Below are 15,310 nucleotides of genomic sequence, written 5' to 3' on the forward strand. Positions count from 1 at the left end.
ATCGCGCCATCGCTCAGGTTGTACCAATGCTGCATGCAGTGAATGCGTAGCATGGTTTCCAGCGGATAAGGTCGCCGGCCATTACCAGCCTTGGGATAAAACGGCTCGATGACTTCCACCATGTTTTGCCATGGCAGGATCTGCTCCATGCGGGACAAGAAAATCTCTTTTCTGGTCTGACGGTGCTTACTGCTGAATTCACTGTCGGCGAAGGTAAGTTGATGACTCATGATGAACCCTGCTCCATGGCTCCAGATGACAAACATGATCTCATATCAGGGACTTGTTCGCACCTTCCCTAACTATCAAGTTACATTAAAAAGAAAAGTGATTGAGATTTTGCTAGCAAAGAAAATTACACGCATCTACGGTAGAGAGAAAATATTGAGCAAGTATCTTCAGTTGGCTTATTTTGGCTGGAACATGCATGGCATTATTGATGCGTCTACCAAGTTAAAAATAGACATTGGAAACATGAGCCTTGTTGATGCGGCTGATTTGATTGCCAGATTAAAGTATCCTCAGTCTAGATTCCAGAATCCAATACAAGATGCAAAGATAAAGCGAAGATCTTTTTATATTGTGAATAATTCCCTTAACAATAATGGTGTTTAAATGGAACCATTCAAAAACCCACCAACATTAAAAAATATCGTTGGCACATACCCTGATGCAGCACATATAGCTGAGGCTGTTATGTCTGGAGGTCAGTTTGCTAAACAAGCTATCGCTACTCAGTGGCTTTCTGAAGGCGTTCCTTATGCGTTTAAAGATGCGCCCCTTATATATGAGTCTGTGAGATTATGGTTAAGTATTCAGCTGGATGTTGAGCCAAAGAGTATTAATATTACTGGAAGTGCTAGGTTAGGACAGTCGCTATCACCCAAGCAACTTGGTAAAAAGTTTGGTTTACACTCTGATTTGGACTTTTTTATAGTCAGTGAGAGTCTTTTCTCAAGAATAAAAGATGAGTTTAAACAATGGTATGCAGATTACTATAGCGAGGTCGTGAAACCAAGGAATGACAATGAAGCTGGTTTTTGGAGGGACAATGCAATTAGGGGGGAGCGCAATCTTGCTCGAGGGTTTATTGATGCAAAGATAATACCAAACCTAGAACCATATAGATGGACACGAGAGATTTCCCAAACCCTGTGGTTACTATCTAAACGTCTAGAGGTGACAACAGGTGCTCCTCAGGTAAAAAATATGAGTATAAGGTGTTATAAAACATGGAATGATTTTATAACTCAAACATTTTTAAATGTGGACTACAGTAGTCATCAAGGACAATAGTTGAAATATCGTATGTTGGGTTTCTCAGGCTCATCACCAACCTACCGATTGTGTAGGTTGTGGTTGAGCGTAGCGAAGCCCAACGTTTACCGCGTAATCTCTTTTTCCTTCCCCTTATCCCCGACCCTTCTCCTCCTTTTTTAATAAACGGGAGAAGGGAGCTATGCCGTTACCTTCGTCCGATTACGCTTCGCTAATCGAACCTACGTGGCTGACTACTTTTACGTCAATTGAATCGCCATGGCTGGCGATTATATCCCCGGTGCCGCTTTATCCCCTCTCCCGTTGGGAGAGGGCAGGGTGAGGGGATCATTCAGGTAATTAGATAGTCAGCTCCAACCGATTGCCTTCGGGGTCGAGGAAGGTGCTCTCGTAATAGCCGTCGCCGGTCCAGCGGGGGCCGTCCAGGTGTTTCACCTCGGCGCCCTTGAGCAGCTTGAGGCGGGCTGTCATCTGGTCCACCGCATCCACGCTGCCGAGGGAGAAGGCGAGATGGGCCAGCCCCTGCAACGGGTGCGGCAGATGGAGATCTGCCGGGAACAGGATGGGGGTGTGCATCAGCTCCAGGCTGGCGCCTCCCTCGAAGCGCACGCAGTAGGAGCTGAACTGCTTGCTCGGGTTGTGGTAGCGCTCATTGGCCTGCCCGCCAAACAGGGAGCAGTAGAATGCCTTGAGTGCCTCCAGGTCCTGCGCCCAGATGGCGACGTGATGGATATGCATGGCTGGTCTCCTGTGACTTGATGCCCTTGATGCTATGCTGGGGCCTGTCCCTTCGACATGGCTGAGCCCGTCCTGATGATGTCTGAAACTGCCAATCTTGAAGTCATTGACGTCTCCCTCGACTGCCGCGAGCAGATCTGTTGCGACAGCCTGCTGCCGGCCCTCGCACAGGAGCAGGTGTGGCTGGCGGGCTATTCCCGTCTCAAGACCCGTTATCGCATTTCCCGCCGCTTTGCCGATGTGCACTGTTTTCTGCTGACTCTGGGGGGCGAGGGGGAGGTGCAGGTGGGGGATCGCCGCGAGCGGTTGCAGGTCGGGGAGTGGGCGCTGATCCCGGCCGGGGAGCCGCTCTGCTACCAGCTTAGTGAGCAGTTGAGTGAGCAGCTTAATGAGACGTTGAACCAGCAGGTGAATAAGGGTGGTGAGTGGGAGCTGGTGTGGCTGCTGTTGCACAAGGATTCCCCCTGGGATGCCTTCGCCAGCCACCCCCGGCTCGGCTGTACCTCCCAGCAGGCCACCGTGCTGCGCACGATCGAGAACCTCTATGCGGAGCAGGAGCGCCATCAGGACCCGCTGCTCAGCGCGCTGCTGGTGGAGCAGCTCGGTTTCTACCTGCGCCGCCTGTTGCAAAAGGGAGAGGGACAGAGCCGCGGTGAGCGGCTGGCGCTGCGCCTCGAATTGCTGCTCAAAGAGGCGCTGACCGAGCCTTGGGACATAGCCCGCATGGCCGGCGCCCTGCACTTCTCCGAGCGTCAGCTCCATCGACTCTGTCAGCAGCATTTCGCGCTGGCGCCCATGGCGCTGCTGCAACGGTTGCGGTTGCAGCGGGCGGCGCTCTTGCTGGCGAGCCGGGCCGACCCGGTGAAGCAGTTGGCCGAGCAGTGCGGCTTCAAGAACGAATACCACTTCTCCACCGCCTTCAAGCGCCAGCATGGGCTGGCGCCCAGTCACTATCGCCGGTTGCATCACCCCGCCTTCAAGGGGCGCTGAGAGCACCCAAAAAAACGGGGCCCGGGGTGTCCCCCGGGCCCCGCAAGCAGATGGCGTGCTTAGATGCTGGATTTGACGCTGACGAACTCGGGGTAGGCATCGATGCCGCACTCGTGGACATCCACACCCATCATCTCTTCCTCTTCGCTGACCCGCAGGCCCATGGTGGCCTTGAGCAGGCTCCAGACCACGAGGGAGACGACAAAGACCCAGCCGAAGATGGTGGCAGCACCCAGCAACTGGGCACCGAAGGTGGCGCTCGTGTTGGAGAAGGGCACCACCATCAGGCCGAACAGGCCGCAGACGCCGTGTACCGAGATGGCACCGACCGGATCATCGATCTTCAGGCGATCGAAGGCGACGATGGCGTAGACCACCAGGGCACCAGCCAGGGCGCCGATCAGGCTGGCGAACAGCGGGCTGGGGGAGGCCGGGTCGGCGGTGATGGCGACCAGACCGCCGAGGGCGCCGTTGAGGATCATGGTGAGATCCGCCTTGCCCCAGGTGAGCTTGCTGACCAGCAGGGCGCCGACCACACCGGCGGCCGCGGCGGCGTTGGTGTTGACGAACACGGTGCCGATGGCGGTGGCGTCAGCGGCGCTGGAGAGCGCCAGTTGGGAGCCACCGTTGAAGCCGAACCAGCCCATCCAGAGGATCAGGGTGCCCAGGGTCGCGAGCGGCAGGTTGGAGCCGGGGATGGGGTAGATCTCCCCTTGCTTGCCATATTTGCCGCGACGGGGGCCGAGCAGCAGCACGGCGGCCAGGGCAGCGGCAGCGCCCGCCATGTGGACGATGCCGGAGCCTGCGAAGTCGGAGAAGCCCGCCTCTTTCAGGAAGCCGCCGCCCCAGCTCCAGTAGCCTTCCACGGGGTAGATGAAGCCGGTCATCACCACGCAGAACAGCAGGAAGGACCAGAGCTTCATCCGCTCTGCCACCGCACCTGAGATGATGGAGGTGGCGGTGGCGACGAACACCACCTGGAAGAAGAAGTCGGAGTGCAGGGAGTGGCCCGCGTCGTCCGCCTGGCTGCCCATCAGGCTGCCAAAGCTCGGCAGCCAGCCGCCGGCGCTGTTGTCCACGTACATGATGTTGTAGCCGACCAGCAGGAACATGATGCAGGCGATGGCATAGAGCAGGATGTTCTTGGTCAGGATCTCGGTGGTGTTCTTGGCGCGGACCAGGCCGGCTTCGAGCATGGCGAACCCGGCGGCCATCCACATGACCAGCACGCCGGAGATCAGCAGGTAGAAGGTGTCGAGTGCATAGCGCAGCTCGCTGACGGATGTGATCAACTCTTCCATGTCGTATTCCTCAGTTCCAGTCGTATCAAAGGGCGTCTGCGTCGGTCTCGCCGGTGCGGATGCGCACGGCGGCCTGCAGGTCATAAACGAAGATCTTGCCGTCACCTATCTTGCCGGTGTGGGCGGCCTTGCTGATGGCTTCGATGATCTGCTCGACGTTGTCGGCCAGGGTGGCGATCTCCAGCTTTACCTTGGGCAGGAAATCCACCTGGTATTCGGCACCCCGGTACAGCTCGGTGTGCCCCTTCTGGCGGCCAAACCCCTTGACCTCGGAAACCGTCAGCCCCTCGACGCCGAGGTTGGCGATGGCTTCGCGCACGTCGTCGAGTTTGAACGGCTTGATGATGGCGGTGATTAATTTCATGCAATATCCCCAATCCTTGTGGTTCACCCAGATAAAGGCAAATATTGCGCCAGAAAAGTATTTTTCTTTTTATTCATATAGTTACTTATTAATCGCAGCCCTGGTCAGCGAGGCTTGCCCAATATGGGCAGGGCTGCGCCAAAGGTGTGCACCGCCGTGGTGCAATCTGGCCGGCAGAAGAACGGAAGGGAGCGTGACGGCGCGCAAAACTCGAAAGTGTGCGGGCTGCTACTGTTGTTCAACAAGAGGGCTACTTGGCCGATAACCCGTCATGACGGGGTGTCGAGGCCAGTCGCCCCCTTGAAGGCTCGACCGGCAGGCCCGGTTTTCCCGCCAGGTCAACAAGCGGATCCGTGGCGCCGAGTAGCAGAACAAGGAAGGTTTTCATGCTGCATGACAATGAGATGACAAGGCTACCGGCCCTCGACGAGGCCGTGATGAGCGGCATGCTGGAGGTCGTGAGCGACGGTCTCTGGGACTGGAATGCCAACACCGGCTATGTCCATCGCTATCCCGGCTGGTATCAGATGCTGGGGTATGAGCCCCACTCCCTCGACAACACCGTCTTCACCTGGGAGAACCTGATCCACCCGGACGATCTGGCACAGGTCATGGAGAGCTTCGATGCCTGCCTGAGCGGGCGGGCGGCGGACTACCGGGCCGAATACCGCTGCCGTTGCCGTAACGGTGACTACCTCTGGGTGGCGGATTGCGGCCGTATCGTCGCACGCAACCCGGACGGCAGTGTCGCCAGGATGGTGGGGGCACACCGCAACATCCACGCCCAGCGGGAACTCTACGCCAGGCTGGAGCTGCAAAACCGCACCCTGGAGCAGCAGGTGGCGCAGCGTACCGCCGAACTGGAGCGGCTCAACCAGGCATTGCAGTTCCAGGTGGAGGAGAACCGCCGCCTGGCGGAGACGGACTCCCTGACCGGCGCGGCCAGCCGTTATCGACTGGAGCAGGCGGTGCGGCTGGAGCATGAGCGCGCCAAGCGCTTCAAGGAGCCCTTTGCCGTGATCGCCATGGACGTGGACGACTTCAAGCAGATCAACGATCGCCATGGCCACGGGGTGGGGGACCAGACCCTGATCGATATCGTGCAGCTGACCCGGGGCTGCATCCGCGAGATCGATCTGCTGGCTCGCTGGGGGGGTGACGAGTTCATGCTGGTGCTTCCCAATACCCGGTTGCCCGACGCCCGGGTGGTGGCCGAGAAGCTGAGGCAGCGCCTGAGCCATGCCAGGGTCAAGGGGATCGAGCCCGTGACCTTGAGTTTCGGGTTGGTGGAGTCCGACCCCGACGAGCAGGTGTCCCACCTGATGGCGAGGGTCGACAGGGCGCTCTACCGGGCCAAGCTGGCGGGCAAGGACCAGCTCAGCGGCTGACAAGGGCACTGGTCGGAGCCGCTACGGGGCTGTTCCCCCCCGAATACGGCTTGACCAAGGGATTTTCTTGACTCCAATTCATCCCGCTGGTTTCATGCGCGCTCTTTTCATTCTTGCGAGATGTATCTTCATGAAAAAGTCCTTGCTGATTGCCCTGACCGTCCTGCCTCTGGTTGCCCACGCCGGCCTGATGGATTCCCTGACCGACACCGTGACCAGCAGCGTCACCAGCACCGCCAAAGAGATGGCTGGCAACGCCATGGACACCGCTTCCAACGAAGCGATCAAGAAGGCTCTGGACATCAAGGAAGGCGGCTCCAACAAGCAGGCCATCAAGGACAAGCTGGGCGCCCCGGCCAGCACCAAGACCGACGCCGGTCTGGAAGTATGGATCTATGACCTGGACGCTCTGAACAAGGCCTCCCCGCTGCTGGCCGAGACCACCAAGTCCCTGCTGAAAGACTCCGAAGTGGCCCAGAAGAACGTGGTCATCAAGTTCGAAGGCGAGACCGTGAAGACCCTGAACCTGGCCAACAAGGCCTGAGTCCTGGCAAAGTGAATGAAAAAGGGGCCCGCGGGCCCCTTTTTGCTGCCTGGCGTTCAGGCTCACACCTTGAAGCGGTGCACCAGTGCCAGCAACTGGCGGTTGGACCCCAGCAGGGTGGCGGCGCTCTGCTCCGTGTTGCCGCCGTTCTCCACCAGGAGGTTCAGCATGTCGCGAATGCTTACCATGTTGCGGTTGATCTCCTCGGTCACCCGGCTCTGCTCCTCGGCAGCGGTGGCGATCTGGCTGCTGAGATCGTGGATCTGCACCACGGCGTCGGCCATGGTGTCGAGGCCGCCGGTGACCTGCCCCGTGGTGTCGGCCGCCGCCTGGCAACTGCGCTTGGTCTGCTCCATGGCGACCACGGCCTCGGCGACCCCCTGGGTGAGCCGTGACAACATGCTGCCCACTTCGGCGGTGCTGTTCTGGGTGCGTGCCGCGAGGGCACGCACCTCGTCGGCCACCACTGCGAAGCCCCGGCCCTGTTCACCGGCCCGGGCCGCCTCGATGGCGGCGTTGAGCGCCAGCAGGTTGGTCTGGGCGGCGATGCCGCCGATCACCCCGAGCACGCTGCCGATCTGCTGGGCATCTTCCTGCATCTCCAGCACCTTGGCGGCGGCGAGATCCACCTCGTCGATGAGGGCCACCACGCTGGCGGAGGCTGACCCCACCACCTTGCGGGAGCTGGCCGCCTGACCGTTGGCGGCCTCGGTGAAGCTGGCGGAGTCGTTGGCGTGGCGGGCAACGCTGTCGGCGGTGGAGCTGAGTTCGTTGAGGGCGGTGACGACCTGATCGGTTTCGCTGGCGTGTTCCCCCAGGATCCGCCTGGCCTGCCCGGTCTGTTGATCGAGCTGGGCCAGCTCGCGGGTGATGAGGTCGGTGGCGGCGGTCACCTGCACCATCATCTGTTGCAGGAAGGCGATGAAGCGGTTGACCGACAGGGCGATGTTGTCCAGCTCGTCATGCCCCTTGACCTGGATGCGGGCGGTCAGATCGGCGTCGCCGGCGCTGAGGGCGTCGATGTTGAGCTTGAGGGTCTGCAGGCGGCTGCCAAGCTGGCTGATGGCCAGCACCATGAGCACGAACAGCAGCCCCGCCAGGGGGAGCTGGATGCTCGCCAGGGTGGCGAGCACATCCCGGCTGTCCTGGGTCAGGGTGCGGGTCGGCAGGGCGGCGGCCAGCAACCAGGGGGTCCCTTCGATGGCCTCCATCAGCAGGGTCTGTTCCTCACCCTGATCCTGGAAGGTGGTGCGCAGCTGCCCCTTGCTCGCATCCTGGCCCAGCAAGCCGCTGATGGCGAGGGCGAAGGGATAGTCGGCGTGGGCGGAGAGGTTGCCGAGCACCACATCCCCGGTCAGACGGGCGTTGCGGCTGAGGATCTTGCCGTCAGCCTCGATGATCATCACCTGACCGCCGATCTCCTGCTCTTTCTTGGCCACCAGGTCGTTGAAGAAGCCCAGGGTGACGTCTATGGTCGACACCCCGTAGAGGGCGCCATCCTGGTAGATCCCCATGGCGCAGTTGGTTCTCGGCTGCTGGCTCGCGCCATCCTTGTAGGCGGCGGCCCAGGCACAGACGCCACGGGGCGCCTGCTGACCGGCCTTGTGCCAGGGCTGATCGAAATAGTTGGGCGCCTCTGCCGAGTTCCAGTAGGTGTTGGGAATGAGGGCGTTGGACGCATCCCTGTGGAAGAAGGTACTGAACTTGGCGCGTCCCGCCTCCCGCTTGTCCGGCAGGGGCCAGATGCCGCCACCGAAGACCATGCCGTTGCCGTACTGGTCGATGAGGGCCGGGAGCTGGGCATCTATCTGCTCGCTCGGCAGTTGTGCCACCAGTTGGGTGATGCTGCGCGACTGGGTCTGCACCCCGTTGAGCTGGTCACGGATGTCGGTCGCTATCTCGCCGACTCGCAGCGCCACGTTCTCCTCCCCCGCCTTTTGCAGGGCGGGGGTGATCCAGATCTGGATGCCGATCACCGTCAGGGCGCACACCAGCGCCATGAAGCCCAGAAAAACGGCGGTATAGCGCCCCTTGATTGTGCCCAGATTCCATCCCATAACGACTCCTGTCCACTGTGCCCGGGATCGTGCCCGCGTCTGTTGTGTGAGGGACCATTATGATTTATTTCGAAAGTGAAACGTTTGTTATCGCTCACATAACATGATGCGGCCAGGCAGGAAAAGGTGAAAAAACTGGGGGGTGGAGACAAAAAAAGGGTGGCTTGCGCCACCCTGTCGTTTTCGCCGGTGTCGGGGCAGGGCCCCGCCGGCGGGTCTGCTTCGGCAAACCGCTTCATTACGTCGATTTACTGGTTTGCTTCTGCGAACAGCTTGATCATCTCGACTTACTGGTCTGCTTCGGCAAACGGCTTCATTACTTCGATTTACTGGTTTGCTTCTGCGAACAGCTTGATCACCTCGACTTACTGGTCTGCTTCGGCAAACGGCTTCATTACTTCGATTTACTGGTTTGCTTCTGCGAACAGCTTGATCATCTCGACTTACTGGTCTGCTTCGGCAAACGGCTTCATTACTTCGATTTACTGGTTTGCTTCTGCGAACTGCTTCATCACCTCGGCGTGCTTGATCATACCGTCGGCACGCAGACCAAGGTTCTTCACGAACTCCGCCTTCTTGGCCGGATCTTCAATCTTGTCGTAGCGCTGTTGCAGATGGGCCTGGATCTGTTCCGGGGTCATGTTCTTCATGCGGGCCATCTTGTCGTGGCGGCCGCCATGATGCTTGCCGCCCATCATGCCGGTACCGTCCATGGGGCAACCGGTCGCCGTGGCCTGGGTCGGTTGCGCGGTGGAGACCGCCTCGCTGGCGGCATAGGCGCCCAGCGGCAGGCCGAGGATCAGGGTGGCGGTCAGCAGGGTCTTGGTCAGCTTTTTCATGGGTAACTCCTGTCGGATGTGTACGGGTAGAGGCTCTTTCGCCTTGGTATCCAGTAAACACCGTGGAAGTGTCTGAAATTTGCCAGTAGAGGCCTATTTTGTAGCAGAGTGTGGCACAGGGGCGTGCTGGCACACTTTGACACAACCCGCCCGGTTGATTTTCGTATAATCGCCCCAGCCCGATAACGGAGAGATGATGATGAACCAAGGCAGCCCTCATATTCTGGTGGTCGATGACCACAGCGAGATCCGCGATCTGCTCAAGCGCTTTCTGGAGCAGCATGGCATGCGCGTCAGTTGCGCCCGCGATGGCAAGGAGATGAAGCGGCTGCTGGATGAGCGGGAGTTCGACCTGCTGGTGCTGGATCTGATGATGCCGGGGGAGGATGGCCTCACCCTGTGCCGCGAGCTCAGGGTCAAATCCCGCCTGCCGATCATCATGCTTACCGCCATGGGGGAGGAGACGGACCGCATCATCGGCCTGGAGATGGGGGCGGACGACTACCTCTCCAAGCCGTTCAACCCTCGGGAGCTGCTGGCCCGCATCAAGGCGGTGATGCGCCGCACCCAGGCGGAGAGCCTGCCCGTGCCGGAGACCCTGACCCGGGATCTGCGCTTCGATCGCTGGCTGCTCGACGTCAATCGCCGCGAGCTGGTGGACGAGGAGGGGGTGGGGATGAGCCTCTCCACCGCCGAGTTCGATCTGCTCAAGGTGTTTCTGGAGCGGCCCCAGCGGGTGCTGAGCCGGGATCAGTTGCTGGATCTGGCCCGTGGCCGGGAGGCGGTGGCTTTCGATCGCGCCATCGATACCCTGGTGAGCCGACTGCGGCGCAAGCTGGAGCGGGATCCCAAGAATCCCGAGCTCATCAAGACCATCTGGGGTGGCGGTTACCTGTTCGCCGCCGACGTGACCCAGGAGTGAGGCCGACATGATCAAGCGCGTCTTCGCCAGGCTGCTGCCCAAGGGGTTGACCGGCCAGATAGTGCTGGTGGCCCTGGCGGGGCTGGTGCTGATCCAGCTGCTCAGTATCCAGATCTACCGTTCGGACAGGGAGGAGGCCCTCGGTTACGTCAACAGCCGCAACGCCATGCAGCGGATCATCTCCGTGGTGCGGCTACTCTCCCTCTCGCCCCCATCCCTCTATCACGAGATCCTCAAGGCGAGCCGCAGCGAGACCCTGCTGCTGCGCCTCTCCGACGAGCCGCTGCAACCGGACAACCGCAGCCCCCGCTTCGAGAAGCTGGTGCGGGCCAAGCTCGGTTATCCATCCTCCCTGGCGGTGGAGATCAGCGCCGAGCTGAAGCAGGACATCCAGCGCAGCCGGGCCTGGCAGCACCACAACCGCATGATGAAGGATCGCAACGGCATGCCGCCGCCCCAGGACATGCGGCTCTACGGCTCCATCGAACTGCCCAACGGCGGCTGGCTCCAGTTCAGCTCCCTGGTGGACAAGGAGACGGCGAGCTGGTCCTGGCAGACCACCCTCAACCTGCTGCTGGTGGCGAGCCTGGTGATCGGCCTGATGATCTGGCTGTTCCGCCGGGCGACCCGTCCCCTCAAGCAACTGGCCGCCAACGCCGACAGGCTGGGGCGTGGTGAGGACATCGAGCCCCTGCGTGAGGAGGGGCCCACCGAGATCCGCGAGTCCATCCAGGCCTTCAACCGGATGCACACCCGGCTCGATCGCTTCGTGCAGGACAGAACCCGGATGCTGGCCGCCATCTCCCACGACCTGCGCACCCCCATCACCAGCCTGCGGCTGCGCAGCGAGTTTCTGGCGGACGGGGAAGACAAGGAGCGCTTCCAGCAGACCCTGCAGCAGATGGAGCAGATGCTGGCGGCGACCCTGAGCTTTGCCCGGGAGGAGGGGCAGCAGGAGGCGACCCGGGAGCTGGATCTGGTCAGCCTGCTGGAGAGCCTGTGTGACGACTATGCCGACATGGGCCAGCCCGTCACCTGCCTGGCCGAGGGCAAGCAGGTTTACGCCTGCCGCGCCAACACCCTGCGCCGGGTGCTGCAAAACCTCATCGGCAACGCCATCAAGTACGCAGGGGGGGCCGAGGTCTCTCTGGTGCGCGGTGACGGCGAGTTGCTGATCCTGGTTCGCGATCAGGGGCCGGGGATTGCGGAGAGCCAGTTGGAGGAGGTGTTCAAGCCCTTCGTGCGCCTGGATGAAGCCCGCAACACCGAGTCTGGCAGCGTGGGACTGGGGCTCGCCATCGCCCGCACCCTGGTGCACCAGCACGGCGGTGAGCTCAGCCTTCACAATCGCCAGGAGGGGGGGCTGGAGGCGCGGATCAGCCTGCCCCTGTAAGGAACCTGACCAGGAAATGGGGCACCACCAGGGTGCCCTTTTTGCTGCCCGTGGCGAGAGGGAAGCAGGGCAACAGGTCGGCCACCCGGAAACGGGCAACAAAAAACCCGCCGAAGCGGGTTTTTTCAATTCTTGCTGAGGCCCTTGCCCAAAGAGGGGAAGGTGCTCCGGCTTGAATTACTGCGGAACGACGTTCGCAGCAGCCGGGCCTTTCTGGCCTTGCTCGATGGTGAACTCAACGCGCTGACCTTCTTCCAGGGTTTTGAAACCGTTGGACTGGATGGCGGAGAAGTGAACGAACACGTCTTTGCTGCCGTCAGCCGGGGAGATGAAACCGAAGCCTTTCTCGGCGTTGAAGAATTTTACGGTACCAGTCATTTTGGACATGATAATTTCCTTGAGTAGTGATTAGTGAAACGCCACCGGAGCGGCAATCCATGATTTTTCGTCAGAAATACGTATGGGGAGCACTAAAGAAGGAGAATTATCTGGCAAGAATTATCGGGGATAACTGCCTGCACAAATCACTGCTTTAAGATGACTGCCTAACATAATCAGGTCTGAACTACCGAACCATCGAAAACGATTAGAACACGCACATCCCGTCATGGCAATCTTTATCTTGGTATTCATTTCTGACGGTGATGGCTGGATCGGCGTTTTATCCGGATGAGCGTCTGCTGCCAGGCGCCTCCTGCTGCCCTTTTCAGCGTAATGACATCACGCTCTGCCAGCCGCTTTTTTTCAGCAGAGTCTTCTGCGTGCATTCATGCTGCCGTTACCGTCTGCCACGGTATTTGTTGCTGACGGAATCGGACCAGTTGAAGGTGTCGGGCAGTACTTGGGCACTGGCTCGCTCCTTGGCTTTCTCCCGCGCCAGTGCGGAAGCCGCCTTGGCGGCCTGGGCGCGATCGGCGGCGATCTTCTGGCGTCCTGCTTCGCGGATCTTGTTGCGCTCCCCGTTGGTCAGGGTGTGATCAGCATTGGCCTGGGCCTTTTGCACCAGCAGGGCAATCTCGGCTTTCTCGGCCTCGGTCAGATCCTTCATTTCCAGCTTCTTCATGACGCGCTCCTGCGATCGTTGAATGCCCACCCTAACACACATCCATCGGAGACAGGCTGACCATCCGTCCCCGGATGCAAAAAGTGTCGCCCGGTCGTCATTTCCGGGGGAGCACGCTAAGGGAACGCCTGCCTGGCAGGCGCTGCCGGGAGGCTGGATCCCGGCGGAAGATTGGGAGTATGCTGAGGCCAGTGCGATCCCCGATCGTCACTGTTGGCGTACTGAAATCCACGATTCGGCTGACATGCTGGAACACCCGTTCCAACTGTCCAGGTAACCTTTTTGGAGTCTGATGATGAGCAACAAAGAACAGCATCACGGCAAAGATGCCAAGAAAAAACCGCAGATGTCACTGAAAGAGAAACGCGAAGCCAAACGTCAGAAAGCAGAGCTGAAAAACGGCAGCGCGATGAAGTAACGCTCCATCCACTGCGGCTCCCTGGAGCCGGTATCAAGCCAGTCCATCATGGGCTGGCTTTTTTGTCTCCGGCAGTAGAGGTGGTGCCATAGGCGGCAAAAATCCGCTCATAGCGCCCGTCCGCCTTCATCTTGGCGAGCTGTCTGTCGAACCATTGCCGGTGGCCCGCCTCGCGAAAGGCGAAGTGGTAGTGAGTCGGGGGGAAGAGGTCGTGCTGTCTGACCTTGTCCTTGGGATAGCGGTCGCCCTCCTGGTCATCCCCGAGCAACTGCGCCAGATAGTAGTAGAACACCCGTTGTTCCAGGATCACGGCATCGGTGCGCCCGAGCAGGAGCCGCTGTACCTGTCCCTCCTGCCTCGCCACCTCTTCATAACGGGGGTTCTGGTCGACGATGTCGGAGAAGGTCGTTCCCAGGATCTGCCGTGCACGCTGGAAGGCACTGACTCGCAGGGTCTGCAAATCCTTCATGGTGTGGACTGCCGTCGGCGCCAGGGTAAAGACCCGGTTGTGGAAGGTGATCACCGGCTGTGAGAGGTAGGCGCTTTCCAGCATGCCGGGTTTGACGTTGATGATGGCGTCCAGCTTGCCTTCCTCCAGCATCCTGAAGGTGCGCTCCAGGGGAAGATAGACGACCTGCAGCTCATGGGGGCTGCCTGCGAAGGCCTCTCGCATGAGATCGAGTTCGATGCCCCTGTCTTCGTGGCTGATGACATAGGGAGGAATGGCAAAGCTGACTCCCACCCGCAGCGGCTCCGCGGCAAGGTGGCTGCCGAACATCAGCAGGGCGAGGCACAGCAGACGACTCAAGTAGTTCATGCAGGTTCCCGAAGGGAGAAATCGTCTCGATGATAGCCACAAGCCTGGACGAAGGGGACGTAAAGCGCGGGAAAGTGGCAGCAACATGGTCGTCGGGGAGGTGAATGCGTCAGAAACAGGTAAAAAAAGGCCCTGATGAATCAGGGCCTGCCGCAGGGGATCAGAACGGAATATCGTCGTCGAAATCCATCGGCGGTTCGTTGTAGACCGGCGGGGCAGATTGCGGCTGCTGGGCCGGACGGCCGTAACCGCCTTGCGGTTGCATGTTCTGCTGCGGGGCAGCAGGACGTTGCATGTTCTGTTGCGGTGCAGCCTGTTGCGGCTGGCCCCAGTTGCCCTGGGATGATTGGCCGCCCATGCCCTGGCCACCGCCCTGCGGACGGCCACCCAGCATCTGCATCACACCGGTGAAGCTGTCGACCAGCACCTCGGTGGTGTAGCGCTCCTGGCCGCTCTGATCCTGCCATTTACGGGTCTGGAGCTTGCCTTCCACATAGACCTGGGAGCCCTTCTTCAGGTACTCGCCAGCCACTTCGGCCAGCTTGCCCATGAAGACGACACGGTGCCATTCGGTGCGCTCTTTCTGCTCACCGGTCTGCTTGTCGCGCCAGGTATCGGAGGTGGCCAGGGTGATGTTAGTCACGGCACCGCCGCTCGGCATGTAGCGCACTTCCGGGTCTTGCCCCAGGTTACCGATCAGAATGACTTTGTTGATGCCTCGACTGGCCATAATCTCTCTTCCACCCTTATGTATACCGGCCAGGCCAGATGCCTGGGCCCATTCAATAATGCGTTTGTTTGCAACGAGATGCGCGCCCTGGCTGGGTGTCATCTCTCTTCAGTGTCCTGGCTGCGCCGGAGCTTGCCGGCAGAGGCGTCATGGATCGGCCGCAGCGTTTGGCCGCCATAGTACCAGTTGACGGGCATGAGCGCACATCTTCCCTGCCACTGTGGCGTCAATGGATCGCCACAGCCTGAGTAACTTACCCGAGGTAAGGTGTCACCAGCAAGGGGAGGAGGCTGGGGCAGGCTGCGTGAAGAGGGCGGAGCTGTTATGGTGCGCACCGGCACTACTTGACCCCCCAAATGGGGGGGGCGTGCTAGCCAATTGTATTGGCTGGAAAATTGCTGGGCTTCAAAGGAGCCACCGATGCGTCTAATACTTTTTTAATGCTGCAGCCAGGAGGGGGATTGGTAC

Annotated in this window: 18 protein-coding genes; 8 read left to right on the forward strand and 10 right to left on the reverse strand. The window is 60.0% G+C overall.

From position 1 onward, the window contains the following. On the reverse strand, positions 1 to 230 hold a 230-nt coding region (locus AB5Y50_RS21270), incomplete at its 3' end, for a transposase (RefSeq protein ID WP_368162399.1). Here AB5Y50_RS21270 and AB5Y50_RS21275 point away from each other — a divergent pair. Then, a complete protein-coding gene (locus tag AB5Y50_RS21275) occupies positions 229 to 615 on the forward strand; it encodes a transglycosylase domain-containing protein (RefSeq protein ID WP_368163234.1) in 387 nt (128 codons plus the stop codon). The two genes, AB5Y50_RS21270 and AB5Y50_RS21275, sit on opposite strands and share 2 nt — an antisense overlap. Beyond that, on the forward strand, positions 616 to 1,296 hold the full coding sequence (locus AB5Y50_RS21280) for a hypothetical protein (RefSeq protein ID WP_081000991.1): 681 nt from the start codon (positions 616 to 618) through the stop codon (positions 1,294 to 1,296). Between the two features lie 321 nt (positions 1,297 to 1,617). Here the strand turns inward: AB5Y50_RS21280 and AB5Y50_RS21285 are convergent, their stop codons facing one another. Beyond that, positions 1,618 to 2,016: a VOC family protein gene (locus tag AB5Y50_RS21285; RefSeq protein WP_200163914.1), complete on the reverse strand. Its 399-nt coding sequence runs from the start codon at positions 2,014 to 2,016 to the stop codon at positions 1,618 to 1,620. A gap of 75 nt (positions 2,017 to 2,091) precedes the next feature. Here AB5Y50_RS21285 and AB5Y50_RS21290 point away from each other — a divergent pair, with 75 nt between their 5' ends. Further along, the gene (locus tag AB5Y50_RS21290; RefSeq protein WP_042865419.1) at positions 2,092 to 3,006 is read left to right on the forward strand and encodes an AraC family transcriptional regulator; all 915 of its coding nucleotides are present in this window, start codon (positions 2,092 to 2,094) and stop codon (positions 3,004 to 3,006) included. Positions 3,007 to 3,065: 59 nt separating this feature from the next. Here the strand turns inward: AB5Y50_RS21290 and AB5Y50_RS21295 are convergent, their stop codons facing one another. Further along, positions 3,066 to 4,307 (reverse strand): ammonium transporter, encoded by a 1,242-nt coding sequence (locus AB5Y50_RS21295; protein WP_042864817.1) that lies wholly within the window; start codon positions 4,305 to 4,307, stop codon positions 3,066 to 3,068. Between the two features lie 25 nt (positions 4,308 to 4,332). Continuing rightward, positions 4,333 to 4,671: a P-II family nitrogen regulator gene (gene glnK / locus AB5Y50_RS21300; protein ID WP_010675904.1), complete on the reverse strand. Its 339-nt coding sequence runs from the start codon at positions 4,669 to 4,671 to the stop codon at positions 4,333 to 4,335. A gap of 386 nt (positions 4,672 to 5,057) precedes the next feature. Between glnK and AB5Y50_RS21305 the strand changes: the two genes are divergently transcribed. Together AB5Y50_RS21305 and AB5Y50_RS21310 are read left to right on the forward strand one after the other, a co-directional pair. Beyond that, a complete protein-coding gene (locus tag AB5Y50_RS21305) occupies positions 5,058 to 6,059 on the forward strand; it encodes a sensor domain-containing diguanylate cyclase (RefSeq protein ID WP_039040121.1) in 1,002 nt (333 codons plus the stop codon). A gap of 130 nt (positions 6,060 to 6,189) precedes the next feature. Further along, positions 6,190 to 6,603, forward strand: coding sequence for a hypothetical protein (locus AB5Y50_RS21310; protein WP_201872499.1), 414 nt, complete (start codon positions 6,190 to 6,192; stop codon positions 6,601 to 6,603). Positions 6,604 to 6,665: 62 nt separating this feature from the next. On the opposite strand, the gene AB5Y50_RS21315 is transcribed toward AB5Y50_RS21310, so the two are convergent. Both AB5Y50_RS21315 and AB5Y50_RS21320 read right to left on the reverse strand, forming a co-directional pair. Then, positions 6,666 to 8,660, reverse strand: coding sequence for a methyl-accepting chemotaxis protein (locus AB5Y50_RS21315; protein ID WP_039040120.1), 1,995 nt, complete (start codon positions 8,658 to 8,660; stop codon positions 6,666 to 6,668). Positions 8,661 to 9,142: 482 nt separating this feature from the next. Next, positions 9,143 to 9,499 (reverse strand): hypothetical protein, encoded by a 357-nt coding sequence (locus AB5Y50_RS21320; protein WP_010675900.1) that lies wholly within the window; start codon positions 9,497 to 9,499, stop codon positions 9,143 to 9,145. A 199-nt stretch (positions 9,500 to 9,698) separates the two neighbouring features. Between AB5Y50_RS21320 and AB5Y50_RS21325 the strand changes: the two genes are divergently transcribed. Both AB5Y50_RS21325 and AB5Y50_RS21330 read left to right on the forward strand, forming a co-directional pair. Continuing rightward, positions 9,699 to 10,421 (forward strand): response regulator, encoded by a 723-nt coding sequence (locus AB5Y50_RS21325; protein WP_010675899.1) that lies wholly within the window; start codon positions 9,699 to 9,701, stop codon positions 10,419 to 10,421. 7 nt (positions 10,422 to 10,428) lie between these two features. After that, complete coding sequence (locus tag AB5Y50_RS21330; RefSeq protein WP_049636323.1) at positions 10,429 to 11,814, forward strand: ATP-binding protein; 1,386 nt, start codon at positions 10,429 to 10,431, stop codon at positions 11,812 to 11,814. Positions 11,815 to 11,991: 177 nt separating this feature from the next. Here AB5Y50_RS21330 and AB5Y50_RS21335 read toward each other — a convergent pair whose 3' ends face one another. Both AB5Y50_RS21335 and yjbD read right to left on the reverse strand, forming a co-directional pair. Next, positions 11,992 to 12,201, reverse strand: a complete 210-nt coding sequence (locus AB5Y50_RS21335; protein WP_010675897.1) for a cold shock domain-containing protein — start codon at positions 12,199 to 12,201, stop codon at positions 11,992 to 11,994. A 391-nt stretch (positions 12,202 to 12,592) separates the two neighbouring features. Then, on the reverse strand, positions 12,593 to 12,877 hold the full coding sequence (gene yjbD / locus AB5Y50_RS21340) for a DUF3811 domain-containing protein (RefSeq protein WP_042879473.1): 285 nt from the start codon (positions 12,875 to 12,877) through the stop codon (positions 12,593 to 12,595). A 295-nt stretch (positions 12,878 to 13,172) separates the two neighbouring features. Here yjbD and AB5Y50_RS21345 point away from each other — a divergent pair, with 295 nt between their 5' ends. Then, entirely contained in the window at positions 13,173 to 13,295 is a 123-nt protein-coding gene (locus AB5Y50_RS21345; protein ID WP_010675895.1) for a hypothetical protein, read from the forward strand. Between the two features lie 46 nt (positions 13,296 to 13,341). On the opposite strand, the gene AB5Y50_RS21350 is transcribed toward AB5Y50_RS21345, so the two are convergent. Together AB5Y50_RS21350 and AB5Y50_RS21355 are read right to left on the reverse strand one after the other, a co-directional pair. Next, positions 13,342 to 14,112, reverse strand: coding sequence for an ABC transporter substrate-binding protein (locus AB5Y50_RS21350; RefSeq protein ID WP_048209689.1), 771 nt, complete (start codon positions 14,110 to 14,112; stop codon positions 13,342 to 13,344). 160 nt (positions 14,113 to 14,272) lie between these two features. Then, positions 14,273 to 14,842, reverse strand: a complete 570-nt coding sequence (locus AB5Y50_RS21355; RefSeq protein ID WP_010674212.1) for a single-stranded DNA-binding protein — start codon at positions 14,840 to 14,842, stop codon at positions 14,273 to 14,275. Between the last annotated feature and the right edge of the window lie 468 nt (positions 14,843 to 15,310).

The organism is Aeromonas sp. s6 (assembly GCF_040907815.1).
Lineage (GTDB): Bacteria > Pseudomonadota > Gammaproteobacteria > Enterobacterales > Aeromonadaceae > Aeromonas > Aeromonas caviae.

What these genes read in the sequence shown, in the direction of transcription:
- AB5Y50_RS21275 (WP_368163234.1), top strand. Translation starts at nt 229, where the DNA reads ATGATGAACCCTGCTCCATGGCTCCAGATGACAAACATGATCTCATAT.
- AB5Y50_RS21280 (WP_081000991.1), top strand. Translation starts at nt 616, where the DNA reads ATGGAACCATTCAAAAACCCACCAACATTAAAAAATATCGTTGGCACA.
- AB5Y50_RS21285 (WP_200163914.1), bottom strand. Translation starts at nt 2,016, where the DNA reads ATGCATATCCATCACGTCGCCATCTGGGCGCAGGACCTGGAGGCACTC.
- AB5Y50_RS21290 (WP_042865419.1), top strand. Translation starts at nt 2,092, where the DNA reads ATGATGTCTGAAACTGCCAATCTTGAAGTCATTGACGTCTCCCTCGAC.
- AB5Y50_RS21295 (WP_042864817.1), bottom strand. Translation starts at nt 4,307, where the DNA reads ATGGAAGAGTTGATCACATCCGTCAGCGAGCTGCGCTATGCACTCGAC.
- glnK (WP_010675904.1), bottom strand. Translation starts at nt 4,671, where the DNA reads ATGAAATTAATCACCGCCATCATCAAGCCGTTCAAACTCGACGACGTG.
- AB5Y50_RS21305 (WP_039040121.1), top strand. Translation starts at nt 5,058, where the DNA reads ATGCTGCATGACAATGAGATGACAAGGCTACCGGCCCTCGACGAGGCC.
- AB5Y50_RS21310 (WP_201872499.1), top strand. Translation starts at nt 6,190, where the DNA reads ATGAAAAAGTCCTTGCTGATTGCCCTGACCGTCCTGCCTCTGGTTGCC.
- AB5Y50_RS21315 (WP_039040120.1), bottom strand. Translation starts at nt 8,660, where the DNA reads ATGGGATGGAATCTGGGCACAATCAAGGGGCGCTATACCGCCGTTTTT.
- AB5Y50_RS21320 (WP_010675900.1), bottom strand. Translation starts at nt 9,499, where the DNA reads ATGAAAAAGCTGACCAAGACCCTGCTGACCGCCACCCTGATCCTCGGC.
- AB5Y50_RS21325 (WP_010675899.1), top strand. Translation starts at nt 9,699, where the DNA reads ATGAACCAAGGCAGCCCTCATATTCTGGTGGTCGATGACCACAGCGAG.
- AB5Y50_RS21330 (WP_049636323.1), top strand. Translation starts at nt 10,429, where the DNA reads ATGATCAAGCGCGTCTTCGCCAGGCTGCTGCCCAAGGGGTTGACCGGC.
- AB5Y50_RS21335 (WP_010675897.1), bottom strand. Translation starts at nt 12,201, where the DNA reads ATGTCCAAAATGACTGGTACCGTAAAATTCTTCAACGCCGAGAAAGGC.
- yjbD (WP_042879473.1), bottom strand. Translation starts at nt 12,877, where the DNA reads ATGAAGAAGCTGGAAATGAAGGATCTGACCGAGGCCGAGAAAGCCGAG.
- AB5Y50_RS21345 (WP_010675895.1), top strand. Translation starts at nt 13,173, where the DNA reads ATGAGCAACAAAGAACAGCATCACGGCAAAGATGCCAAGAAAAAACCG.
- AB5Y50_RS21350 (WP_048209689.1), bottom strand. Translation starts at nt 14,112, where the DNA reads ATGAACTACTTGAGTCGTCTGCTGTGCCTCGCCCTGCTGATGTTCGGC.
- AB5Y50_RS21355 (WP_010674212.1), bottom strand. Translation starts at nt 14,842, where the DNA reads ATGGCCAGTCGAGGCATCAACAAAGTCATTCTGATCGGTAACCTGGGG.